Source organism: Chlamydia pneumoniae TW-183 (assembly GCF_000007205.1).
In the GTDB taxonomy this organism is placed as follows: domain Bacteria; phylum Chlamydiota; class Chlamydiia; order Chlamydiales; family Chlamydiaceae; genus Chlamydia; species Chlamydia pneumoniae.
This window is the reverse complement of the sequence record NC_005043.1, coordinates 526,181-551,175: the sequence shown is the minus strand read 5'-3', so window position 1 is coordinate 551,175 and position 24,995 is coordinate 526,181. Positions and strand designations below refer to the sequence as shown.

Here is a 24,995-nt window from a genome sequence, read left to right as displayed (position 1 = left end):
ATAGCCTTCCATGGTTGATAAACTGATCCATCCTTGGGATCTTGATCTGCTCGTCTCAGGACGACAGAAAGATCCCCATAAACTCTTAGGGATCCTTGCTTCTGAAGATTCTTCAGATCATATTGTTATTTTTCGTCCAGGGGCGCATACGGTTGCTATTGAACTTCTAGGAGAGCTTCACCACGCTGTAGCTTATCGTTCGGGGCTCTTTTTCTTATCCGTTCCCAAAGGAATCGGACACGGGGATTACCGTGTGTATCATCAGAATGGACTTCTCGCTCATGATCCCTATGCGTTTCCTCCTCTGTGGGGAGAAATTGATTCTTTTTTATTCCATAGAGGAACGCATTACCGCATTTATGAACGCATGGGGGCAATCCCTATGGAAGTTCAAGGAATCTCAGGGGTGCTCTTTGTTCTTTGGGCTCCCCATGCGCAGAGAGTCTCTGTAGTCGGAGATTTTAATTTTTGGCATGGCCTTGTCAATCCTCTACGTAAAATTTCCGATCAGGGGATCTGGGAGCTTTTCGTCCCAGGCTTGGGAGAGGGAATACGGTATAAGTGGGAAATCGTTACCCAATCGGGGAATGTGATTGTAAAAACAGATCCTTATGGGAAGAGCTTTGATCCTCCACCCCAGGGTACAGCTCGTGTTGCGGATTCTGAGAGCTACTCTTGGAGTGATCATCGTTGGATGGAGAGGCGCTCGAAGCAGAGTGAAGGGCCCGTCACGATCTATGAAGTGCACTTAGGCTCTTGGCAATGGCAGGAGGGAAGGCCCTTAAGCTACAGCGAAATGGCGCATCGCCTTGCTAGCTATTGCAAGGAAATGCACTACACTCATGTGGAGCTTCTTCCCATTACGGAGCATCCCCTGAATGAATCTTGGGGCTATCAAGTGACGGGATATTATGCTCCAACATCAAGATACGGGACTCTCCAGGAGTTTCAGTATTTTGTAGACTATCTACATAAAGAAAATATTGGTATTATTTTAGATTGGGTGCCGGGACATTTTCCCGTAGATGCGTTTGCTCTTGCCTCTTTTGATGGGGAGCCTCTCTACGAGTACACGGGGCATAGTCAGGCTCTTCATCCCCACTGGAATACGTTTACCTTTGACTACAGTCGTCATGAAGTGACCAACTTTTTACTAGGGAGTGCTTTATTTTGGCTCGATAAGATGCATATTGATGGCTTACGTGTGGATGCTGTGGCCTCTATGCTGTATCGTGATTATGGCCGTGAAGATGGAGAATGGACGCCTAACATCTATGGAGGTAAGGAGAACTTAGAGTCTATAGAATTTTTGAAACACTTAAATTCTGTAATTCATAAGGAGTTCTCTGGAGTGCTCACCTTTGCAGAGGAATCCACAGCGTTTCCAGGAGTCACTAAGGACGTAGATCAGGGAGGTCTGGGGTTTGATTACAAATGGAACTTAGGTTGGATGCACGATACCTTTCATTACTTTATGAAGGATCCCATGTATCGTAAATACCATCAGAAAGATCTGACATTTAGCCTTTGGTATGCCTTCCAAGAGTCTTTTATTCTTCCTCTCTCGCATGACGAGGTGGTCCACGGTAAGGGCAGCTTAGTGAATAAGCTTCCCGGGGATACCTGGACCCGATTTGCTCAAATGAGAGTGCTCTTGAGCTACCAGATCTGTTTGCCTGGGAAAAAGTTACTGTTCATGGGTGGGGAATTCGGACAATACGGCGAGTGGTCTCCTGATCGTCCCTTAGATTGGGAGCTTTTGAATCATCACTACCACAAAACTTTGCGAAACTGTGTCTCTGCATTGAATGCGTTGTATATTCACCAACCCTATTTATGGATGCAAGAGAGCTCTCAAGAGTGCTTCCATTGGGTAGACTTCCATGATATAGAAAACAATGTCATTGCCTATTATAGATTTGCAGGCAGCAATCGTTCTTCGGCGCTTCTCTGTGTCCATCATTTCAGTGCGAGTACTTTTCCTTCCTATGTTTTAAGGTGTGAAGGTGTAAAGCATTGTGAACTCCTTCTCAACACTGATGATGAGTCTTTTGGAGGCTCAGGGAAGGGAAATCGGGCTCCTGTGGTCTGTCAAGACCAAGGGGTCGCTTGGGGTTTGGATATAGAGCTCCCTCCTTTAGCTACTGTGATCTATTTAGTTACTTTTTTCTAAAAATTTAAATACTTTATTTGTAAATTGTTGTGGGATTGTTCTATTTTGTGGTGTAGTTGATATTAATAATTTATTTTATAATTAAAAATAATTATTAGTATTTCTTTTATGTCTACATCACCAATTAGCAACGATCCCCGATATTTGTCTTTGTCTAATGCAACTGAGAAAACTTCTCTTCTTGCAAATAGCCGGAGTCTCTCGCCAGTACCAAATTCCCTAGTTCCTAGCAATCCTGAAGATACAGGATTGCGAAAAAGTATTTTCACCCATTCCGTGACTTTATTTGCTGGCCTGGTTGTTTTGCTGGTAGCGGTTTCTGTTGTTGTTGTCGCTTTGACCGTCTTAGCTCCCGGAGTTCCTCAGGCTATTCTTCTTGGAATCGCCATTTCAGGCGTGGGTATTGGTGGATTTTCTATAATGAAGAGCTTGGTTTATATGGTCCGAGACTATATGTCCCCCAGGATGCAGGAGTCGAGCAGAATCAAAAGTGCTTTAGCTGTAGGGACTGGATTTACTGTCATGGGTTTGGTCATGAAGGTGGGGGCGAATTTTGTTCCTGGAGGGTATGGGGGTCTCGTGGGTAGCTTGGGATCCAGTGCGTATTCCCGGGGAAGCCAAACCACATTAGCAAGCTTCAGTCATTATATTTATACTAAGTTTTTCCGTTCTGAAAAAGTTGCTAAAGGGGAGAAGCTTACAGAAGCAGAAACTATAAAAGAGGCGAAAAAATTACACTATATCACGTTGTCAATTGCCACTATTGGCGTTGGTCTTGCGGTTTTGGGGATTCTCCTTGCCATTGCAGGAACGGTATTGCTAGGAGGCGCTCCCGCAACGATTGCTATTATTTTAGCTCCCCCTTTAATTTCTATAGGGCTTACGACGGTTTTGCAAACGATACTCCATAGTAGTATCGGAAAGTGGAGAGCCTTTCTGCTTACTCAAGAAAAAAAAGATCTTTTTGTAGACACCTCCCTGAAAGACATTCGCTTAGAAAAATTGCCCCCCAGTGAGGTGGAAGAGAGTGAAACTTCCCAATCTGTGATAGAAGTTCCAGATTCAGAGGGGATTGCAGAGACGAGGATCTCTGCGGAAGAAATCGATACGAGGCTTTCCCTGACGACAAGACAGAAGGTCATCTTTGCTCTTGCGACACTCTTGCTCTTAGCAAGTATTGCTGCCTTCATAGTCACGGGATTTGGTGGATTGACAGTCATGCAAGTTCTCCTTGTTGCTTCTGTAGGATCGGCGGTTGCTTCTGTAACACTCCCTATGGTTTCCTCAGGATTTTCCTACGTCGCCTACCAACTGAAAGCAAGATTGAATATCAGTAAATTACGTTGGAAAGAAGCAAAAAATAAAAAGCGGGTGCGCCAGTTCTTAATTGAGTCTGGAGTGATTGCCTCGGATCGAGAATTTAACCAAATGTGGAAGACAGTCTACAAAAAACAGATTCAGAAGACTGACGCTGCAATTCGTGAAGAGGTTCGCAATTTTGAGAAGGGTGGGGAAGTGAACAGCGCCCTTGTTGGTGGAATCTTACTTGGTGTAGGAACTGGGATCATGCTTCTTGCCCTGGTCCCTGCGTTTGCTCCTATCGTTCCTGGTATTCTTGCTCTTGGAGGATCGACGTTAGGAATCGCGGGATCGATTTTAATGAGGAAGTTTGTCAACTGGCTCTATGATGAGCTTGTGAAGCTCTATGAGCGTCGACGTAATCGCCGTGAGCTTCTCTATGGTCCTGAAAGTAAAATGCGCTCCATTGCTACGGATTTAGTTGTTGAGGCTCTTGCTGCTAGCCACGATCATCTATTTGATCTTGATGGTCCCGTAGATTTTATTGATGTGGATGTAGATATAGATGGAGCTGCTTAGGCCAGGTCCTTGAATGTAAGATCCTCGAGCTTTGGGAGCTTGTCTGCCTTCTCTAATTTTATTTTCTCTTTTACATCTAGTAGTTTACTTAATTATATAATCAGCATTCTTTTTGTTTATTTTAATTTATATTTTGTTTTTAAAATATTTTTTATTTTAACATTTGTTTAATAGTTTTTATTAAATAATTTATCATTTTAAGGTTCAATTATGGCAGTTGGTGGCGTAGGCGGCTCAAGATCTCCTTCCCCCATTCCTCCTAATAGAAGGAATAGTGAGGATGGAAAAGTAAGTCCTAAAGACAACTTAGGGGAACATACAGTTAGCAGTAGTGACAGTAGTCTTGCAAGTCAGGGCCCTACAATAGAAGAGAGAAAAGCCCAGTTAGGCGGGACTGATAAAATTCCTTTGCCATCTGTCAAAGAACCCGGAGATTCTCAAACTTCAGGACGTTCTGGGGTACTTCAGAGAATTTGGAAAGGCGTTAAAGGGGTCTTTAAAAAAACCCCTCAAGCGCGTCCTGAAGTTTCTAGTCCACGTCTTCCATCCCATGTGCAACATGGCCAACGTCTTCCTGGACTCGAGGGCTTTAGAGATCGTATCCAGAAAAGATCTGAAAATCCAGAGGCAGATTTAGGGAAGATGAAACGTTCCTATTCTGATGGTGACCTTGATCGAGTAGGACACGATTCTAATGAAGATTCTACAGAGGATAGCCGTTCTGAAGGAGGAGAGCCTTCTTCAAAGAGTTCTTCTTTTTTATCAGGAGTTCGAGGAGCGACGTCTACAGTTCAGGGAGCCTTAGGTGACGCTAAAGAGAAGGTTTCGGCGTTCGGAGAGCAGGCTGCAGGTGCAATCAGATCAGCACCAGGGAATATCAGAACTAGATTCCAACGTTCTTCATCGGAAGGTGATCTTTCTAATGTGAATAAAGCAGCAAAACATCTGCGTAAGGCTTTAGAAAATTTGGAAAAAGTAGCTCCAGAACAAGTGTCACCAGAGGTGGCTTCTAGGGTGCAATCTCTTCTTGCACGCATGGAGCAATTGACTCATCAGGAACCTCCTACTGTGGAGGATCTTATTACTTTCGTAGAATCCAATGTAGGTAGTGATTCTGTGGAGTATGCATCCATCGTACCTCAAGATGGATCGCAAGCCCCAGCAGAGACTGCGGAAGCTCCCGAAACAGGTGGGGTAGAGGGATCTGCAGCGCAGGGAGCATGGAAAGCGTTACGGGATTTTGTAGTTAGCATATTCCAAGCGGTAGCGAGCTTCTTTAGGGCAATTGCTTCAAGATTAAGTTCAGCACGACGTGAATCAGCTGTAGATGATCTTGCATCAGAAAGTAATACACAATGGTTTGTGGAGCAAGAGGGCGTTTCAAATCCATCGGCTGCACCTAGCTTATCTTTTGCGGAAGAGATCGCTCGTAGAGCTGCAGAAATGAGTAACAGAAATGCCCAGAGTCTTGAAAAATTGGAATCAGGCAATGTGACTGATCCTGTCATTCAACAAGGCTTAGGATTAGCTAGATCATTTGCTCCAGAGGGACAGTAGTCGTTATCTCACTGTTTCTCTATGCGCAAGGGAAACTTGAAGAGTTTTAATTAAAACTCTTCAATATGTTGATTATTTTAATATATTTAAAAGCATTTTTGTTGTTTTTTAATAAAATTAAATTGTTTCAGAAAAAAGATTATTCTTTTTAGGAAGTGTTTATGGCATCAGGAATCGGAGGATCTAGTGGATTAGGAAAGATTCCACCTAAAGATAATGGGGATAGAAGTCGATCGCCCTCTCCTAAGGGAGAACTTGGCAGCCACGAGATTTCCCTGCCTCCTCAAGAACATGGAGAGGAAGGAGCTTCAGGATCTTCGCATATACATAGCAGTTCCTCTTTTCTACCAGAAGATCAGGAGTCTCAGAGCTCTTCTTCGGCAGCTTCTAGCCCGGGATTTTTTTCTCGCGTACGTTCTGGGGTAGACAGGGCCTTAAAATCATTTGGCAACTTTTTTTCCGCAGAGTCTACGAGTCAAGCGCGTGAAACGCGACAAGCTTTTGTTAGATTATCAAAAACCATCACCGCGGATGAGAGACGGGATGTCGATTCATCAAGTGCTGCTGCTACAGAAGCCCGAGTGGCAGAGGACGCGAGTGTTTCAGGCGAAAATCCTTCTCAGGGGGTTCCAGAAACCTCTTCTGGACCAGAACCTCAGCGTTTATTTTCTCTTCCTTCAGTAAAAAAACAGAGCGGTTTGGGTCGGTTGGTACAGACAGTTCGCGATCGCATAGTACTTCCTAGTGGGGCTCCACCTACAGACAGCGAGCCTTTAAGTCTCTACGAGCTAAACCTCCGTTTGAGTAGTTTACGTCAGGAGCTCTCTGACATACAAAGTAATGATCAGTTGACTCCAGAGGAAAAAGCAGAAGCCACAGTTACCATACAACAGCTGATCCAAATTACAGAATTCCAATGCGGCTATATGGAGGCAACACAATCTTCGGTATCTCTAGCAGAAGCTCGTTTTAAGGGGGTAGAAACTAGTGATGAGATCAATTCCCTCTGTTCAGAACTGACAGATCCTGAGCTTCAAGAACTCATGAGTGATGGAGACTCTCTTCAAAACCTATTAGATGAGACTGCCGACGATTTAGAAGCTGCTTTGTCCCATGCTCGATTGAGTTTTTCTTTAGACGATAATCCAACTCCGATAGACAATAATCCAACTCTGATTTCTCAAGAAGAGCCTATTTATGAGGAAATCGGAGGAGCTGCAGATCCTCAAAGAACTCGGGAAAACTGGTCTACAAGATTATGGAATCAGATTCGCGAGGCTCTGGTTTCTCTTTTAGGAATGATTTTAAGCATTCTAGGGTCCATCTTGCACAGGTTGCGTATTGCTCGTCATGCAGCTGCTGAAGCAGTGGGTCGTTGTTGCACGTGCCGAGGAGAAGAGTGTACTTCTTCTGAAGAGGACTCGATGTCGGTGGGGTCTCCTTCAGAAATTGATGAAACTGAAAGAACGGGCTCTCCGCATGACGTTCCACGCAGAAATGGAAGTCCACGTGAAGATTCTCCATTGATGAATGCCTTAGTAGGATGGGCACATAAGCACGGTGCTAAAACCAAGGAGAGTTCAGAATCAAGTACCCCGGAAATTTCGATTTCTGCTCCCATAGTGAGAGGTTGGAGTCAAGACAGTTCCGTCAGTTTTATTGTTATGGAAGATGATCATATTTTCTATGATGTTCCTCGTAGAAAAGATGGAATCTATGACGTTCCTAGTTCCCCTAGATGGAGTCCTGCGCGAGAGTTGGAAGAGGATGTTTTTGGAGATTATGAAGTTCCTATAACCTCTGCTGAACCATCTAAAGACAAGAACATCTACATGACACCTAGATTAGCAACTCCTGCTATCTATGATCTTCCTTCACGTCCAGGATCGTCTGGAAGCTCACGTTCTCCGTCTTCAGATCGCGTACGAAGCAGCTCACCAAATAGACGGGGTGTGCCTCTTCCTCCAGTTCCTTCACCTGCTATGAGTGAGGAGGGGAGCATTTATGAGGATATGAGCGGTGCTTCAGGTGCAGGTGAAAGTGATTATGAAGATATGAGCCGTTCCCCCTCTCCTAGAGGCGACTTGGATGAACCCATATATGCTAATACTCCTGAAGATAATCCATTTACTCAGAGAAATATAGATAGAATTTTACAGGAGAGGTCAGGCGGTGCTTCCGCTTCTCCTGTAGAGCCTATTTATGATGAGATCCCGTGGATTCATGGCAGGCCCCCTGCTACACTTCCAAGACCCGAGAATACATTGACTAATGTTTCGCTTAGAGTGAGCCCAGGGTTTGGACCAGAAGTAAGAGCCGCTTTGCTTAGCGAGAGCGTGAGTGCTGTTATGGTCGAAGCAGAGAGTATTGTTCCTCCAACAGAGCCGGGGGACGGAGAATCAGAATATCTAGAGCCCTTAGGGGGACTTGTAGCTACAACGAAAATCTTACTACAAAAAGGATGGCCTCGTGGAGAGTCGAATGCTTAGGATTTAAGTAGTTCTTTCGAATCTCTAGTGAGGATGTATCGGGTTCTTAATTTTTATGGGGGAAACGTATCTGTGGATTTCCCTTAGCTTCTCCCATAAGATTCATGATGGTAGAGAGTGTTCACTACTCTCTATTTGGTCTTTACAGGTTGCATTGTCTATATAACATGCTTTTAAAACTTAAAGGTCGTTCCTGCGTGAAGGTAATGTGTCGTCGTTGATGAGGATACCGAGCCTTGATAGTCTAAGAACACCGAAAGTTTAGGGAAGATAAAAATTTGGTTTCTTCCTTTAAAAGCAATGGCATTGCGAGCAAGGGTGGTTCCTGATAGGAGCCATGACGATCCACTAGATTCTAGACTCACGTTGACCTCAGGATTTTGTTGGTAGAGGACAGGCTGATAAGCAAGCTCTATGTTCCAATAGGTAGGAAGACGGAACTTGGATTCCCAAGCGCTCTGAATTCCCAGAGGGACTGTCAGGTTATATAAGGGTTTATGAACAGAAAATTTTCTAGCTTTATCTCCACTTTCTTGAAACGCAGTTTGATTAGAACGAACGGCAATTGCTTGGATAAAAGGAGTGAAGTGGAGAGGTCGTGATCGCCATTGTAGAGATAGAGAGCAAGAGAGAGCCGCCCCTAATGTCGTACTATAACATTTGCCTTCCGTTTGTATTTTTCCAGAATATCCAGATGCTTTGATATGGTGGTTGCTGTAGCTGTAGGCTAGAGATGCAGATGTAGAGAATCTCTCTTGCAGCCAAGGATTATTGATCTGGAGCGCTACAGTTGTCGTATGCGAAGCCACGGAATTGTCGGAGTGGCTCTCGTAGAGATTACTGAAAAGTTGGGAGAAGTTTACACCAAAGCTATGATTAGAAGCAGTGTTTGAGGTTGTTCCCAAAGAATAACCCGTAGCTTCCATATGGAATCCTTTCGCATCATTGTTGCTATTTTGATGCACGAAGAGTCGAGTAGCTTCTCCAGAAGCTGTAGGTGCTATTTGGCCTTGCTGTGTTTGATAACGTAGTGTCGCAAATAAGTTATGGAAAGATTGCCAGAAGGCAGATAGGGCAATGTCTCCTTTGTTTTCTGGGTTTACCTTATATCCTGTAGGTGTCCAATCACCATAAAGCTGGCGATGTAAAGTATTCACAGTATCTTCAGAAGAGGTATCAGAAGTTGTGATTGTTTCGATCCAGTAAGGGGACCAAACGCCTTGGTAGCCGTAGTGTTGAGTTGTATTTAGACCCTCAGGGTAGAAATTATCCGTATTAATATGTTTAGCTGTGACGTCTAAGAGATACAGAAGAGGAACTTCTGCGATAGGTTGGGCAAGGTCTGCAGTATCATAGGGATCTAGGTTCTCGTCATCCAGTAGGCTCAAAGGTCCTGAGAGATTGATTATAGGGTTATTATCTTCGCTATAGGGTGCTGATGAACCTGTGGGGCGAATCCATAGCTTGGGAGCAACTCTGTTGCCTAAGATAGAGGGAAGGTTAATTGCAAGATTATTGATGTTAATTACAGAACCCACACTACTGCTACTTTGTTCTTCGTCTGTTGTAGAAAACACAGCTCTACTGCCTAACCGTAGAGTCCCACCAAATTGATCAAATTTATAGACTTTCCACTCTGCTCGATCTTCAAGAGCGAGTGTGCCGTTGTACAGTCCAATGTGGTTTCTGAAATGTGAAATGAAGTCATCACGAGAAGTCGATGTATCCGGAATATATGCTGAGGAGAACAAGATAGTTCCGAGGTGTTCTGGATTAGGATTAAATTTTTGGATAGAGTTTTGTATAGTATATCTTTGTAGTATGGGATCATAGAAGGTAGCAGAATGACCTTGACTTGCTCCAACTGTTAATGAGACATTACGCGTGCAGTTTACAGAAACATGATTGCTGAAAGTATCTTTGAAGTGTCTATTATTATAAAAAATAATATCTCCCTGATCAGCAAATAAAGTGCATGCACCATCTTGACGGAGCATGATAGCGCCGCCCCAAGTTCCCTGATTGTTTGTGAAATAGACGGGACCACTGTCTTGTATAGTTAGAGATTGTGTACAGATAGCACCTCCATCTCGTGCTGCAGTATTATTATCGAAGGCTGCAATTCCTGGGTTGTCTTTTATAGAACAACTAATGCAATAGATAGCCCCTCCAGAGGAATGGTTAGCAGAGATGTCCGCTTCCATGGCAAAATTATTGTTGAAGATCACAGAACCGGTATTCTTTGTAAGAATGCACTCTTGATGTACTCTTATTGCACCACCCAGACCTGATTGGTTATTCAAAAAATAGATAGGCTGAGAATTATTCTCAATTCTACAAGCATTAGCGAACAACGCGCCCCCCGCTGTTCCGCCTGCAGCATTATTAAAAAACAGGCAAGGGCCAGTGTTGTCCTTAATGTTTATGATTGCAGCTTGGATTGCTCCTCCTGAAGATTTTGCCTTGTTGTTAATGAAGTATGCGGTTCCTTGATTTTTTGAGATTGTAACATTTTTCGAACATAAAACAGCTCCCCCTGTACAAGTATCAGCGAAATTACTTGCATTAGGAAAGCTTAAATTCCCAGAGAAAATGATGGAACCATGATTCTCAGAAAGATCGAAATTACCATTCACATACATCGCACCAGCTCTTTTAATAGCAAAGCTATTTAGGAAAAGAATTTGGTTTTTTGTATTCGTTATGGCAAGTGATTTGCAAGAGAGAGCACCGCCGTCTTGAGAGAAGTTTTCGAACCAGCTTTCTATGGAATTCTGGTGATCGAGGACAATGTCTTGGTTAGTGTCATCCCTAACTCCAAAAAGTGTTGCTCTATGAGAGTAGGGAGTCATGTTAGTAAGAGTATCAATTAGAGGGAAGAGTGTTGTGAGTTGATTTGCTTGATTATCAAAATAGTCAGACAACGGAGTCGCATTAAGGAGTATTGTAGTTTTACCTAAAATTAAGGCTCCAACAAAGAAGGAAGATTTACTAAGGGATCTGTTATTTTGCACTGTTTATTCCTTGATGTTTTCTTTGTGGTTAAAATGTGCAATGACTCTCAGCTTTAAGGTATTGACCTACAGTTGACGAGGAGACTTGAGCTGAATAATCTAAGGATAAGGTTACTCTTGAGAAAAGTTGGGAAGTATTTTTTATTTTTGCAGCTACGGAATTATAGGAGACGGGAGTTGCTTGTGTTGTCCATGTTCCATTGCTGATGAGTAGTGTCGTGAACATTTCTGGATTTTTTCTGTATAGGGTAGGTACGTAGGATATTTCCGTAGTCCATAGCATGGGGATATGATGTGAAGTTTTCCATTCAGAACGGAAGCCTATGGGAGAGGAAAGATCTGTAAGGGGATGTTTTGGATGGAATTTTCTTATATGGTCTCCAGTTTCTTGGAACGAGGCCTGGGAACAGCGCAGAGCAATGGCACTGATAAAGGGCTGGAGTTCGAGAGTGCGGGTGATTCTAGCTGGTAAGAATGTGCAGTCTAGAGAGGCTACCAAAGTGTGGTTATTAAAGAAGGCTTTGGACGACCCTTTTAAGATTTCTGTATAGTGGCAAAGCATATGGTGATCTCCGTAGCTATAACCTAGGGATAGCCCTGTAGAGATGAAGTCCCTGAAGAGGAGACTGTCGAAGCGGAGTCCTGCAAAGTAGTTGTGGGAGGAAGTCGTACTTGGAGATTGACGTTCTCTAGTTTTGGAGAACATTTGTGCGAATCCTAAAGAGAAACTATGTCGTGCTGCAGTTTTTGCTGAGGTTGTTGCTGCATAGCCCGTAGTATGGTTTCGGAAGCCTTTGCGTCCCTCGCGATTATGTTGGTTAATTAGAAGCCCGAGTCCTTGCAGAGAGGCTTCAAGGTCATGCTCTTTGAGGTTTTGTGGAGGTAAGATGCGGATTCCTAACAGAGCGTTATAGGCAGACTGCCATAAGGTATTAGCAATAAATTCTCCGTGACGTTCCGGGTTAGGGCGGTATCCTACAGGAGTCCAGTCTACGTAGAGCTGCCTGTGGTTTGTATTGGTCTGTTCCGGTACTGTAGAGCTTGTTGTAGTCGTAGTTTCCATCCAATAGGGAGACCAGATTCCCTGATATCCATAGTGCTCATCTAAGTTCATGGCTTCTACAATGAGATTCGAAGTATCGATTTTTTTTGCAGTCACATCGAGGAGGTAGAGGAGGGGGGATATCCTTTCGAGGTTCAGAGAGATCTAAGCTATCATAGGGGTTTTCATTTTCATCGTTTAGAAAAGTCAAGGGTCCTGAGAGAGTGATAGTAGAAGAAGTGTCTTCAGAATAGGTGGATCCTGTTAATGTAGGATAAATCCAGAACTTTGGAGCTGAGGCTTCTGATTGTAAAATAGAAGGAAGATTGATCGCGATTGCATTAAAATTTATGGAGCTTCCCGGGCCTTTCGTCCTGATTAATGCTGCGTTTCCTAAACGTAGAATGCCCCCAGTTTGCGATAGGGTTTTGCAAGAAATAGCAGCCCGATCTTCAATAGCGAGCACACCCCTTTCAAGTCGTGAAGAGTTAGAAAATTTTGATAGGAAGTTCAATGGATTTGTTGCGTTAGAATCTACATTGATTCCGGAAAACAACACGGTGCCAAGGTGATGGGGTTCATAATTAAATACTATAGGATCTGTTGTCGTCTGATCGTGATCTATAGGATCATAAAAGAGAATTTTATAACCCTGTCTTGCTCCTAGTTTTAAGTTAATCCCCGGAGCAGCATAGAGTGCATTTCTATATCCGGGTTGAGGAGAAGAAGATGTGATTGTATTATTGTTAAATAGAATATCGCCGTAGTCTGCAGAGAGGAAGAAATTTTGAGGAGTACTTCCTATACCAGAAAGATTGATGAGAGCCCCTCCTGAAGTCGCAGAGTTATTAATAAATGCTGTCGGACCGTTATTTTGGAAGATGAAAGATCTCGTGTGTATAGCTCCGCCGCTAAGTGCTGCCGTTTTATTGTTAAAGATAAGACCTTTGGGATTGTTCTCAATGACTAAGGAGGTACACATGATACCGCCACCACCGGGATATAGTTTTCCTGATGCTGTGTTAATTGAGGATGCGGAGTGATTGCTGATCTCTATAATTTCTTTATTTGAAGAGATAATGACTCCTAGGGCAGAAAATATACCACCCCTTGTCCTGAAGCATTATCATTGATTTGGATGTTTTGATAATTCCTTTCTATATTTACGGCTCTGCAGAAGATGCCTCCTCCAAAGCTGGAATCTTCTAATGTTTGATTTTTCTTGATAACGATAGGACCTAAGTTGTCTGTGATTGATAAACTCACCCCAACATAGATAGCTCCTCCTCTATTTTTAGAGACATTATCTAAGAATTGTCCTTCTCCTAAGTTATTTGTAATATAGCTATCTAGTGCATGTATAGCCCCACCAAATCCTGAAGTTGTAGTAGTAGCTAAGGAAGCCGCATTTGAAATAAACGAGTAGTTCTGATTCTTAGAAATCCAGCATTCCCGAACACTGTAGAGAGCCCCTCCAGAACTGTGGGAGCTATTCCTTTCAAAACTTAAGTTTCCTTTATTTTCAGAAATGAACAAATTTTTACATGCAAGAATGCCTCCATCCTCGTAGTGGTAGTTATAATCTATAACAGAATTGATAGAGTTTCCTGTAATTGTGATGTCCTGGGTTATATCGTGACCGAATCCATTAAGAAGATTAGAGGGACGAAAGGAGGAAACCAAGGGCTCTGGAGTTACATTCAGACGGAAGCTTGGAGACGTGTGGAAAGCAGAGATGTCTTTTCTAGACATCTGACAAGAGGCGAGGTTAGGGACTTCATTTCCTGATAAGGAACAACATAGCGCAGTGGATAAAATGCTGAGACAAATGGGTCGCATAAACATCCAAACTTTGATATGAAAATAGAGTTTGTCATAAAAAATCATCAATTTGTTGTCTAGAAGTTTATAAATTTATATTTAAATATGCTTATTAACATGTTGAATATTACAGAGTTAGTAAACTCATATATTTGAATGATTTTCTATATTTAAATTTTGAGGGAGTCCTCTACCGATTGGGCTAACGTAGCTCATCGGATAGTTGTTAATTCTAAAGATTTCAATTTTATCGTTCTTTTATTTTAGAATTTTAAGGTACTTCCTGCTTGGAGATGGTGCGTAGATGTCGAGGAGGAGACCGATCCTTGGTAATCCAAGAATAGATCGAGAGAACGGAAGAGCGCAGTTTGATTGTGGACTTTGTACCCTAAAGCATTGCGAACATAGTTATGGCCTAGGATATCCCAGGAACCTCCGCTCGCAAGTAGCGTGACACCGATTTGGGGATTTTGTTGATAGAGTACCGGTTGGTAAGAAAGTTCTAGAGTCCATTCTGTAGGTACGTGGAATTTTGACTGCCATTTTCCTTGGATTCCTAGAGGTAAGGTCAGATTATAGAAAGGCTTTTGAGAGACAAACTTTCGGGGATTGTCACCAATCTCTTCGAACGCTGTTTGGTGAGAACGTATTGCAATTGCCTGAACGAACGGGCTGAGGTGAAGATAGGATTTCTGTTGCCAAGGGAAAGAACAGCCGATAGCTGCTGCTAATGTATGGCTATAACACGTCCCTTCTGCCTGTTCTTGATGTGAGGGATGTAGGCTGTGGAGGTGATGGTCCCCATAGCCATACGCTAACACTGTGGATGTTGCAAAGGCCTCTTGGAACCACGGAAGCTCAACATAAAGTGAAGAGACTGTATTGTGAGCCGAGACGTTGTTGCTTGATCCGATTTCTTTAGTGCGGGTGAAGAACTGTGCAAAACCTAAGGAGATTTTCTGATGTAAAGAAGTTTCGGAGGATGCTTGTAAGGAATACCCTGTAGATTGGATACGGAATCCTGGAGCCCCGGGGATGCTATTTTGATGAACAAAGAGGCCGTCGGCAATCCCTTGAATTTCTAAGAAAGGCCTCTCGATATCAGAATCACCAGTTCGATTATAACTTCTTAATAGAGAGAACATAGTATGAAAGGATTGCCATAGGGGAGTCGTAGCAAGATCTCCTTGGTATTCAGGATTGACCTTATATCCTAAGGGAGTCCAATTGGCATACAGAGCTCTGTAGAGGGTGTTTGCCGTCTCTATAGAAGCGTTATTTGTTGTTGTTATCGTCTCTACCCAATAAGGAGACCAGATGCCTTGATAACCGTAATGCTCAGTCGCATTTAAGCTTTCAGGATGAAAGTTATCGGTATTGATATGACGTGCTGTTACATCCGATAAAGAAAGAAGATGAATGTTTTGTAAAGGCTCAGAGAGATCTATACTGTCGTAGGGATCGCGGTTTTCCTCATTTAAGAGTGTCAGAGGACCTGATAAAGTAATTGTAGGGTTATTGTCCTCTGTGAAAGGAGCACTAGATTGTAGAGGACGGATCCACAAGGTAGGAGCTTTTCCTTTTGCTAAGATCGAGGGGAGGTTAATCGCAAGGTTATTAATGATGACCTGGGAGCCTACACTAGTTGATGGAGTCTCAGAGTTGGCAGTTGTTGCAATACTCGCCGCATGCCCTAATTTAAGGATACCTCCTTTTTGAGTGAACTTATAGAATTGCCATCCCGCACGATCCTCGATAGAGAGGACACCATTGCGAAGTTCAGAGGTATTTTTCGAGCTGCTAATGAAATTATTTTCGTAGTCAGAAGCTTCTGGGATATAGGCTGAAGAAAATAAGATCGTTCCCTGATGGTTCGCATTGGGATTAAAGATTAGAGGATTTGTAGTTGGATGTTGGTGTTCTATAGGATCAAAAAAAGCAGTCGTATACCCCTTATTAGCTCCAAGTTGTAAGTTGCTATTTGGTGTACAATGTATGGCGTTGTATCTACCAAATGTGGTGAGGAAAACCTCATTATTTTGAAATGCGATATTTCCTTGTTCCGCGAAGAGTAGGCAGGTGCTGTCCTGTAGGAGCATAAGAGCACCTCCCCAGTTTCCTTGATTGTTGGTGAAATATACGTGGCCACTATTTTTGATTGTCAAAAATTGTGTACAGATAGCTCCGCCATCGCGAATGCAGTAGTTATTATTGAAAAGAATAGTTCCAGGGTTATCGTCTATGGATAGGTTTGTTGTATAAATCGCCCCTCCTGAACCATTTCCTGAATTTATCGAACCAGATAACGCTGTGTTGTTATTGAAAATCACCGACCCGGAGTTATTTTTTATCGCAACAGTAACGCTTGTTTGAATGGCCCCGCCATTGTTCCCACAGTTGTTCTTAAAATAAATAGGACGCGTGTTATCAGAGATCGTTGTATTTTCACTACGAAGCGCACCCCCTCCACTAGGGGCTGTATTGTTAAAAAAGAGTAGAGGTGCCCTGTTGCTTTGGATGCGGCAGTGTCCATTGGTGGAGAGGGCTCCTCCCCAGTTGTTGACGGAATTGTTGACAAAGTAGAAAGTCCCTTGATTTTGAGAAATCGTGAAGTCTCCATTACAGGCAATCGCACCCCCACGAGTTTCTCCTCCTGTACTCGCATTGTTAAGACCTCGATTGCTGAAAAAAATAAGGGGTCCTCTATTCTTCGTGATTGTGCAGGCTCCCTGGCAAGCAATCGCGCCTCCAGTCCCAATCGCGAGATTTTTACTGAAGAAGGCATGGTCTTCAACATTTGATAATAAGAAATTATTACAGGACACAGCTCCCCCAGCCGATGTCCAAAGAAGAAGGATGTTATCAATAGACTTGTAGTTAGAAAGTACAATGTCTTGAGAGGAATTATGTCTATTTCCAACAAACGTAGTTATTGGAGAAAATCCTGTAAGAGTGGAGAGAGAGTCTAAGAGAGGAAAGCTCGTACGAAACTCTTCATCCCTCTCTAAAGCAAACTTTTCAAGGGAGTCCGTTTGTAAACTATACACTGCAGGAGTCATCCCGAACATGCAGGCTGTGAAATTCCCGAGATAGAATAAAAACTTAGGAGGAGTCTTTGACACTAGAGGTTCCTTAATCTTTCTGTTTTGGTCACTTATTGTTAAAATCTCATTCTACTCGCCACGTTTAAGTAGTGACTCAGCGTGGAGGAAGAAATATCCGCAGAGTAATCTAAGGAGAGAGTGACTTTAGGAAACACCTGCATGGTATTTTTCACTTTGATCCCTAAAGCATTGTAGGTCACAGGAGTGGCCTGCGTCGTCCACGTACCTTGGCTAATCAGTAATTTCGAGTGGAGTTCAGGATCTTGCCTATAGAGAGTAGAGCGATAGGAAATTTCTGTGAGCCAGACTAGGGGAACTCGGTGGTGGTTCTTCCAAGAAGCGCGGATTCCTACAGGGAGGGAGACGTCCGTTAGGGGGCGGTGTAGGGAAAATTCCCGAGCATGGTCTCCAGATTCTTGAAACGCAGCAAGATTTCCTCGGATGGCTAAGGCAGTAATAAAGGGATAGATCTGCAGGGACTCGCCGTGAGGTTGAGGTAAGAAAACACAGGAGAGAGCCCCTGCTAAGGTATGGTTGTGGAAAGATCCCTGAGAGTTCCCTTCCAGGAGACCCTGATACATTGTATGGGTATGTTCCGAGGTAAACATATAAGCAAGAGACACAGATAGACGTATCCACTCTTTGAAGAGAGTATTTTCTATGCACATTCCAGAGAAATAGTGGTGAGAGGACGTGCTATTTTGAGATTCATGTTCTTTAGCTTTGGAGAAGAACTGAGCAAATCCTAAAGAGAAATTCGGACTTTGAGAAGAGGTTGCTTCGGTGGTAGCACTATAACCTGTCATATGACTACGAAATCCCTTAAAACCGTTTTTGTCTTTTTGATGAACCAGAAGACCAATGCCTTGTAGGGAAGCTGCATGACCCTTCTCTTCATCCCAGGAGGAGAGGGAGTGGAGTCCTGCAAGAGCCGTATATGCCGATTGCCACAAGGCATTCGTAATGAATTCTCCTCGACGTTCGGGATGAGGACGGTAGCCTAGAGGAGACCAGTTTGCATAGAGCAGCTTGTGTTTTGTATTCGCGCCTAGTAGAGATGTAGGGTTCGTGATTGTTGTAGTTTCTACCCAATAGGTCGACCAGATGCCTTGATACCCATAGTGTTCGCCAGAATTTAATGTGGATAGATCCAGTTGCGAAGAGTTAATTTTTTGTGCAGCGACATCGACAATATAAAGAAGGGGAACTTTCTCAAGAGAGTGCGAGAGATCCAGACTATCGTAGGGATCTTCGTTGTTGCTGTTGCGTAAGGTGAGAGTTCCTGAGATTGTGATTGTCGGGTTGGAATCTTCAGTATAGGTAGATCCTGTTTTTGTGGGGTAAATCCAAATTTTTGGAGCCTGAGCTTGAAAAGAAAGAATAGAAGGAAGGTCAATGGCAATGTGATTTAAAGTTATAGTACTTCCTACTGTCGTTGGTGTTGAGGATGGTGTGGGAATCGTTCCTGCTGTCGTGATCACCGCACCTTGACCTAGAAGTAGAGTGCCTCCTCGTTGGAAGAACTTATAGCAGGCCAGCCCCGCACCATCTTCAACAGCAAGGACTCCTTGACGTAGTTCCGAAGTGTTCCTTAAATAGGAAAAGAAATTCATTTCATCGGTAAAGTTCTGGTGTACATGTTCCCCTGAAAATAAAACTGTACCTGTATGACCGGTTTCGAAATTAAAGAGTATGGGGAAGGAGGAAGGGAGCTCATGTTCTATGGGATCATAGAACAGCACTCGATAGCCGGGACGGGCTCCTATTTGCAGATTCATATTAGGAGTCGAGTGAATGGCGTTTCTGTATGGAGGATTGAGGGCATGCTTGGAGGCCGTATTATTGTTAAAGATAATATCTCCATTATCTGCAGATAAGATGAAGCTTCCGTTTCCAGCACCTGCTGATAAGTTGAGGAGAGCCCCTCCCCGAGTTGCAGTGTTATTTAAAAAGTATACAGGACCATTTTCTTTGATAATGATAGATTTCGCATGAATGGCTCCACCGTTGCTCTGGCTTTGGTTATTGTTAAAGAGTACCCCTTCTCGGTTGTTCAATATCGTGCAAAAGGTGGTAGTAAGACCTCCTCCTCCTGGATTGAAGTTCGATCCATAGTTATTTGCGAACGCGGAATTTTCACTGATTTCTATGAGTTTTTTATTCGAGGAGATCGTGAGTGTTTGGGTAGAAAATATGCCTCCCCCAGATCCTGAAGAGTTGCTTGTGATCTGTATAGCTCCAGAATTTCCCTCTATATTTAGAGAGTTCCCACTATAAATCCCTCCTCCTAAACTGTCCGAATTTAGTGCCCGATTCTGCTTGATTATGATCGGGCCTTTATTGTCTTTAATAGATAAGTTCGTCTCAGTATAGAGGGCACCCCCCTTATTTAAAGCGAGATTGTCAACGAAAGTTCCCTGTCCTAGGTTATTAGTAATAGAGCAATTTATGGCAAAGAGAGCTCCACCCAATAGTGATCCCGCAGTGGCTGTAGGATTGTCAGAGACCAAGTTTGTAGTAAATGCATAGTTCTGATTCTTGGAGATCGTGCAATTTTGAGCAGCATAAATTGCCCCGCCAGAATTGGGACAGACATTCTTCTCAAAGAAGACATTCCCTATATTTTCAGAGATCAGAAGATTCTTACAGGTAAGAGCACCTCCATTCGACCGATAGTACTTATAGTCCAAGATGAAATCATTGTGATTCCCGACAATTGCGAGATCTTGATTTTGGTTATGAGTAAACCCTACTTGAGGGGCTGCTTGATATTCAGGACTTAATGTAATATAGGTCTCCAAAGGAAGTTGGAGACCTTCATTAGCCAATACAAAAGTAAAAGGAAGCAACATTCCGAAGCAAAAAAAGCGCATACTCGTTCACAAATAGAAAGAAATATTCTGAATAAATCAATGCTAGATTTTTTGTCTATAATTTGTTTTATAGTGTCTAATTATGAGTAGTTTAAAGTTATCTTATTTAAGACAAGACGATTTTAATTTCCTTTTTTCACAATAAAATGCGAGTCCAAGAGTTTTAGTAAACGTACATCATACTTTGGAAAATGGCAGCAAGTAGTCAGAGGATCAAGCTCTTTGCATACTTTGCTTAGAGCAGTTTTTGGTTCTCAGGGTCGTTTGCCTTTAGGGAGCTTGTGATGTTTGGGATCGGAGAGCCTCCTTATATCCCTAGGGGATGCCCTAGGAACTCTTCCGAAACACCGAGGGTCTGTTAGAGATAAAAACAAAGGACCATCGGGGAGACTTGTACTCATAAGAGCCACTTATCTCTATTCCTATAGATTTTTGCTGATTTTGATTATTAGAAAATAATAGATTTTTTCTGTTTTTTAAAGTAAAGTATTTTTTAAAAGACTCATTTTTAATGAGTTATTACTTTTCTCTTTGGTATCTGAAGGTGCAACAGCACTTTCAAGCAGCATTTGATTTTACTCGCTCCCTGTGTTCACGAATTTCTAATTTTGCTTTGGGAGTGATTGCATTGCTTCCTATTATTGGGCAGTTGTATGTAGGGCTGGACTGGCTCCTCTCTAGGATAAAAAAGCCAGAATTTCCTTCCGATGTGGATCAGATCGTGCGAGTAGAACACGTCGTGGGTCACGACCATAGAAGTCGAGTTGAAGATATTCTAAAGAGACAAAGGCTCTCATTAGAGCCTAGAGACGAGGGGAAGGTTCACGGAGATCTGCCTTCAGCTCCTTTTTTTTGATATCCAAAGTCTCAAGTTCCTACAGTTGTTCTCTGAGGGGACAGCTCTAAATTTATTTCGTATATTTGCTCCACTACGCAACCGTGTGACTACAGAATACAGTCGTGCTAGGCAACCCGACCTACATAGAATTGCCATCGTCTATATAGGAGTTCTCGATTCAGAAAGTTCCAAGATCCTAGAGCGGCTAATCTCTTATATGAGTTGTATCTATTCTGAATCGCAAATGTATTTAAGATTCTTTATGGGCAAGAATGTAAATCAAAGTGCTGTACTCTCAAAATTACATGTAGAAAATCTGCACATCCGTTGTGGGTTTTTCAGCGAGGATGCTGTTCCAGAGAGTGAGCCCTTCGATCTCTCCATCTACGTGCACACAGATCGTAGCTGTCCTCTCCCTACGAAAAAATGGAGCAGCTCCTGGGAACTCCAAACTGTAGAACTCCCAGAGTCAATATATCCACAGTCGGAATTCCTATTGATGAGACCTCGAATGCTTTCGTAGACTCTATGATGAAACAAGGAGTCGGGCAGGATGCTAAAGAGCTATACACATTTCTATCTCGTGGGAATGAGCATTACCAACCGTGTCTATGGTTCAGTCTCGAAGAGGAACTCGGATTCCTTTTCGATGCAAAAATGCTCTGCGCCCCTCTATCTGAGGATCACTATTGCCACTCGTATCTTGTAGATCTAGTGGATCAACATTTAAAGGATTTAATATTATCGATGTTTTTAGATCCTCAGAATATCTCAGCAGGAGAACTCCTCAAGGTCTCTATAAACGTTGGAGATTCTTTTTCTCCTCTACAACAGAAAGATTTCCTCTCGATGGTCTTACGTGATGAAACGGGAAAAAACGTCGTCGTGGTTTTTAAAGGAGTTCTCTCCTTACCCGCAACCCAAGTCTGCAAATTAGTAGAGGAATTGAACTCTAAGGACTACTCCTACCTCAATATATTTTCTTGTCACGGAGATAGTAGTCCTCAGCTTTTATTCCGTAAGGAATTAGAGGGAACTTCAGGGCGTTATTTTACAGTGATTTGCGCTTTATATCTAGGGGATACAGACATGCGTAGTTTACAACTTGCTTCTGAAAGGATCATGGTCTCTAGAGAGTTTGATCTTGTAGATGCCTATGCTGCAAGATGCAAGCTCTTGAAAATCGATCATACAAATTGGAGACCTGGAACTTTCAGTCGCCACGCCGATTTCGCAGATGCTGTAGACGTATCAGCAGGATTTAACTCAAGAGAATTTAAACTGATTACGCAGGCGAATCAAGGGATCCTAGAGTCTGGAGAACTCCCGCTCCCTTCAAAAACCTTCTGGGAAGGATTCTTAGCATTCTGTGATCGAGTGACTGTCACGAGACACTTCATTCCAATGTTAGACGCCGCTATAAAGCAAGCGGTATGGACTCATAAACATCCCAGCTTGATAGATAAAGAGTGTGAAGCCCTAGACTTGAAAACACAGTGCTTGCCATCTATCGTATCGTACCTTGAATATGTCACAAACTCTCACGAAAAAACATCGAAAGGCCCGTTCATACAAAAAGAGATTATCGCAGACTGTTCTCCTCTTAAAGAGGCGCTCTTCCCAGGTTCTGATGAAGATGTTCCCTCTACCTCTGAGGATCCTTCAGATGATCATCCTTCGGATCTTGAAGACTCTTAATTAGTTGCGATAGAATTCAATTTTTTATATAAAAACTATCGTGTTGTTCTTATTAAAAGATAGTTAATTTTCTATCTTTTTTTAAATCTTTATATAGCCTGCGTACGCTTTCATTTTCAATGTTGGTTTGATCCTATGGCATGCTATATTTCTATTTGGATATCTACAGTTAAGCAGCATTTTATTAGGGCTTTTGATTTTACACGTCCTCTTGGTTCTCGGATTACAAATTTTGCTTTGGGGGTCATCAAGGCTATTCCCATTTTAGGATGCGTTGTTATAGGGGTAAGTTGGCTAGTTTCCACATGTTCTGCACGAAGGTTTGGGAAACCGGCATTTACTTCTGACGTTGCTAGTATCGTGAAAATAGAAAAAACTCGAGGTTATAATCCCCTTGCTTGGGTGGAACAGTACTTGAGACAGCTTAGGGTTCGACTTCCTGAAGGAGATTTAGGAAAAATCCATGGGAAGGTCTCCAGAGATTATGTTTGCGACAGGACTCCCCAAGAAAATCTGAATATGGTTCCTCATCAATATCTGGGAGAGCTAGGTCGCGCGTTTTATGGAATCCGCAACCGAGTAACCAAGGCGTATCAACGAGTCACTCCTCTGGAAGTCCCTTGTCTTACGCTCGTCGGTTTTGACATTTTAGATCCCGAAGATCAGGTGAATTTCGTTCGTCTGGCTAACGGCATACAAACTCAGTACCCCCAAACTCAAATAAAACTTTATTTAATCTCTATCCAAAAGATATGGAATCAGTGTGACGGTACGATTTCTCAAGAAAAAGAACAGCAACTCCGCTCTCTAGGTTTGGATGCTAAAATCAAATGTGTGTCGGCCCCCGCTCTCCTGCTCCAGAAATATCTTCAATCCGAGAACTTGCCTTCCTGTGATCTTCTCATTAATTATTACGGGAAACAACAGTCCGTCAGAGACGTGGACTCTATAAAGAGTCTACTCAATCTTTCTTCCGAACATATCCCTGCGATTTCTGTAACCTATAGACCTGACGATCCTTTTTATAGCTACTATTTCTTTCCTGGTTCTCAAGGAGGAACGGCACCCGATCAGAGGATCCCTTGGAGTGAGCAGGAGCATCTTCAAACGTATACCACCCTGTCTAACCCTAGATGTGATAGATATGCTGTTCACTTGGGAATGGAAGATTTTGCCTCTGGAGTATTTTTAGATCCTCTTAGGGTTTCGGCTCCTTTATCTGGAGAGTATTCCTGCCCCTCATACCTCTTAGATTTAAAAAGTGAAGAGCTTCGTTGTTTCTTGTTATCCGCTTTTATAGATCCCAACAATTCTGGTCAGGGAAATCCGCGTCCTATGTCCATAAACTTTGGAAACTCTCCTTTGGGTCAGAGGTGGTCTGAGTTTCTATCTCGTGTTCTACATGATGAAACAGAAAAGCATGTGGCTGTAGTCTGCAATAATCCACAACTTATAAAAAAGAGTTTTCCCTCACATTCTTTATCTCTATTAGAGAACGAACTGGAAGAGTCAGGTTATTCTTATTTGAATATCGTTTCAGTGAGTCAGGAACGCACGTGTGTTAAGGAACGTAGAATTTTAAGTTCTGATCCTTCGGGGAGGTCATTCACTGTAATCCTCACTGATCTTCCTGAAGGGAGTTCGGATATCCGCAACTTGCAGCTAGCGTCAGATAGGATCTTAGTTTCTAGTGCTCTCGATGCTGCTGATGCCTGTGCTTCTGAATGTAAGATCTTAGAATATGAGGATCCCGAGCAAGAGTGGGCGCAACAGTATGCGTCGTTCTATAGAAACATCGACAGGGCAGGCGATCTTCAACGTCAGGGGATTCCAGGAGAGCCTTTAGGGGTCTCAGCATCTACGAGAGTAGTTTTAGAAAAGGACATCGTATTCAATCTCAATGCGGTAATCCAACAGGCCATGTGGAAGTTTAAAAAACGGGATCTTTTTGCTGTAGAAAGTCAGGCTTTAGGAGATGACATGCGACGTGCTTTAGAAGGTTATATCGGCAGCAGTCTCTTAGTTGAGGGGACTATACAGCCTCAAGTCGCATGTAATGTCAATGTGAGTTTTGCTACGTTAGACGAGGCTGTGTGTGCAGCTTGTGACTCAGCTCAAGATGCACCTTCTGAGGAGAACAATACAGATGACTAAAGATCGCAATCTTGTGAACGAAATCGCAGATTGATGGGAACTAATTAGACACACCTTTCTAAGGTGTTTGTTTTGATGAACCTTTTTATTAGTCCAGCAGAGCTCTTTTTTGAAGATTCTTCTTTTTTCTTAGGTCATTCTGGGTTTTTTGAAGGTATCGAGGGTTCTTATTGTCTAGTTGTCTATAGAGGGTATCGAGGTTTTTTCTCTTAGGTATCCCACGATTCTTTTGTATAGAAAAATTTTATGAAAGCTTGAACTCTTTACACTGACTTTTTATTTTTCAAATAAAAACGTTTTTAAAAATATTATTATCATAATTAGATACTTATTTGTTTTAATGTCTTATTTGAT

The 24,995-nt window shown here is 42.7% G+C and carries 15 protein-coding genes; 8 read left to right on the top strand and 7 right to left on the bottom strand.

Annotated elements, in window-relative coordinates; translation table 11 throughout:
* Positions 1 to 10: 10 nt before the first annotated feature.
* The 4 genes from glgB to CPB_RS02395 all read left to right on the top strand — a co-directional run bounded on the left by glgB (position 11) and on the right by CPB_RS02395 (position 8,097).
* Positions 11 to 2,173 carry a 1,4-alpha-glucan branching protein GlgB gene (gene glgB / locus CPB_RS02410; RefSeq protein ID WP_010883113.1) on the top strand — a complete coding sequence of 721 codons (2,163 nt, stop codon included), beginning with the start codon at positions 11 to 13 and terminating at the stop codon, positions 2,171 to 2,173.
* 108 nt (positions 2,174 to 2,281) lie between these two features.
* Positions 2,282 to 4,051, top strand: a complete 1,770-nt coding sequence (locus CPB_RS02405) for a hypothetical protein (RefSeq protein WP_010883112.1) — start codon at positions 2,282 to 2,284, stop codon at positions 4,049 to 4,051.
* A gap of 210 nt (positions 4,052 to 4,261) precedes the next feature.
* Entirely contained in the window at positions 4,262 to 5,608 is a 1,347-nt protein-coding gene (locus CPB_RS02400; protein ID WP_011126156.1) for a hypothetical protein, read from the top strand.
* 161 nt (positions 5,609 to 5,769) lie between these two features.
* The gene (locus tag CPB_RS02395; protein WP_010892013.1) at positions 5,770 to 8,097 is read left to right on the top strand and encodes a FlxA-like family protein; all 2,328 of its coding nucleotides are present in this window, start codon (positions 5,770 to 5,772) and stop codon (positions 8,095 to 8,097) included.
* Between the two features lie 173 nt (positions 8,098 to 8,270).
* Here CPB_RS02395 and CPB_RS02390 read toward each other — a convergent pair whose 3' ends face one another.
* The 7 genes from CPB_RS02390 to CPB_RS05670 form a co-directional block, all read right to left on the bottom strand.
* Positions 8,271 to 11,111 (bottom strand): polymorphic outer membrane protein middle domain-containing protein, encoded by a 2,841-nt coding sequence (locus CPB_RS02390; protein ID WP_010892014.1) that lies wholly within the window; start codon positions 11,109 to 11,111, stop codon positions 8,271 to 8,273.
* A gap of 28 nt (positions 11,112 to 11,139) precedes the next feature.
* Complete coding sequence (locus CPB_RS02385) at positions 11,140 to 12,270, bottom strand: autotransporter outer membrane beta-barrel domain-containing protein (RefSeq protein WP_226989999.1); 1,131 nt, start codon at positions 12,268 to 12,270, stop codon at positions 11,140 to 11,142.
* Positions 12,212 to 13,135: a polymorphic outer membrane protein middle domain-containing protein gene (locus tag CPB_RS02380; RefSeq protein WP_011126155.1), complete on the bottom strand. Its 924-nt coding sequence runs from the start codon at positions 13,133 to 13,135 to the stop codon at positions 12,212 to 12,214. The genes CPB_RS02385 and CPB_RS02380 overlap by 59 nt, the downstream gene beginning before the upstream one ends.
* Positions 13,136 to 13,239: 104 nt before the next feature.
* Positions 13,240 to 13,992, bottom strand: a complete 753-nt coding sequence (locus tag CPB_RS02375) for a hypothetical protein (RefSeq protein WP_011126154.1) — start codon at positions 13,990 to 13,992, stop codon at positions 13,240 to 13,242.
* 245 nt (positions 13,993 to 14,237) lie between these two features.
* Positions 14,238 to 17,096 (bottom strand): polymorphic outer membrane protein middle domain-containing protein, encoded by a 2,859-nt coding sequence (locus CPB_RS02370; protein ID WP_010892015.1) that lies wholly within the window; start codon positions 17,094 to 17,096, stop codon positions 14,238 to 14,240.
* Between the two features lie 38 nt (positions 17,097 to 17,134).
* On the bottom strand, positions 17,135 to 19,951 hold the full coding sequence (locus CPB_RS02365) for a polymorphic outer membrane protein middle domain-containing protein (RefSeq protein WP_041466960.1): 2,817 nt from the start codon (positions 19,949 to 19,951) through the stop codon (positions 17,135 to 17,137).
* Positions 19,952 to 20,205: 254 nt separating this feature from the next.
* Entirely contained in the window at positions 20,206 to 20,352 is a 147-nt protein-coding gene (locus CPB_RS05670) for a hypothetical protein (RefSeq protein ID WP_155395535.1), read from the bottom strand.
* A gap of 143 nt (positions 20,353 to 20,495) precedes the next feature.
* On the opposite strand from CPB_RS05670, the gene CPB_RS02360 reads away from it, so the two are divergent.
* The 4 genes from CPB_RS02360 (at position 20,496) to CPB_RS02345 (ending at position 24,641) form a co-directional block, all read left to right on the top strand.
* Positions 20,496 to 20,807: a DUF575 domain-containing protein gene (locus CPB_RS02360; RefSeq protein WP_226989998.1), complete on the top strand. Its 312-nt coding sequence runs from the start codon at positions 20,496 to 20,498 to the stop codon at positions 20,805 to 20,807.
* An 85-nt stretch (positions 20,808 to 20,892) separates the two neighbouring features.
* Positions 20,893 to 21,312: a hypothetical protein gene (locus tag CPB_RS02355; RefSeq protein WP_233417558.1), complete on the top strand. Its 420-nt coding sequence runs from the start codon at positions 20,893 to 20,895 to the stop codon at positions 21,310 to 21,312.
* Between the two features lie 5 nt (positions 21,313 to 21,317).
* Positions 21,318 to 22,487, top strand: a complete 1,170-nt coding sequence (locus tag CPB_RS02350; protein ID WP_041466959.1) for a DUF562 domain-containing protein — start codon at positions 21,318 to 21,320, stop codon at positions 22,485 to 22,487.
* Positions 22,488 to 22,622: 135 nt separating this feature from the next.
* On the top strand, positions 22,623 to 24,641 hold the full coding sequence (locus CPB_RS02345) for a DUF562 domain-containing protein (protein ID WP_010882880.1): 2,019 nt from the start codon (positions 22,623 to 22,625) through the stop codon (positions 24,639 to 24,641).
* The last annotated feature ends 354 nt before the right edge of the window (positions 24,642 to 24,995 follow it).

Coding starts and splice junctions, on each gene's coding strand:
- glgB (WP_010883113.1), top strand. CDS start 11: ATGGTTGATAAACTGATCCATCCTTGGGATCTTGATCTGCTCGTCTCA.
- CPB_RS02365 (WP_041466960.1), bottom strand. CDS start 19,951: ATGCGCTTTTTTTGCTTCGGAATGTTGCTTCCTTTTACTTTTGTATTG.
- CPB_RS02345 (WP_010882880.1), top strand. CDS start 22,623: ATGGCATGCTATATTTCTATTTGGATATCTACAGTTAAGCAGCATTTT.
- CPB_RS02350 (WP_041466959.1), top strand. CDS start 21,318: ATGATGAAACAAGGAGTCGGGCAGGATGCTAAAGAGCTATACACATTT.
- CPB_RS02395 (WP_010892013.1), top strand. CDS start 5,770: ATGGCATCAGGAATCGGAGGATCTAGTGGATTAGGAAAGATTCCACCT.
- CPB_RS02375 (WP_011126154.1), bottom strand. CDS start 13,992: ATGCGACCCATTTGTCTCAGCATTTTATCCACTGCGCTATGTTGTTCC.
- CPB_RS02405 (WP_010883112.1), top strand. CDS start 2,282: ATGTCTACATCACCAATTAGCAACGATCCCCGATATTTGTCTTTGTCT.
- CPB_RS02380 (WP_011126155.1), bottom strand. CDS start 13,135: ATGTGTACCTCCTTAGTCATTGAGAACAATCCCAAAGGTCTTATCTTT.
- CPB_RS05670 (WP_155395535.1), bottom strand. CDS start 20,352: ATGAGTACAAGTCTCCCCGATGGTCCTTTGTTTTTATCTCTAACAGAC.
- CPB_RS02400 (WP_011126156.1), top strand. CDS start 4,262: ATGGCAGTTGGTGGCGTAGGCGGCTCAAGATCTCCTTCCCCCATTCCT.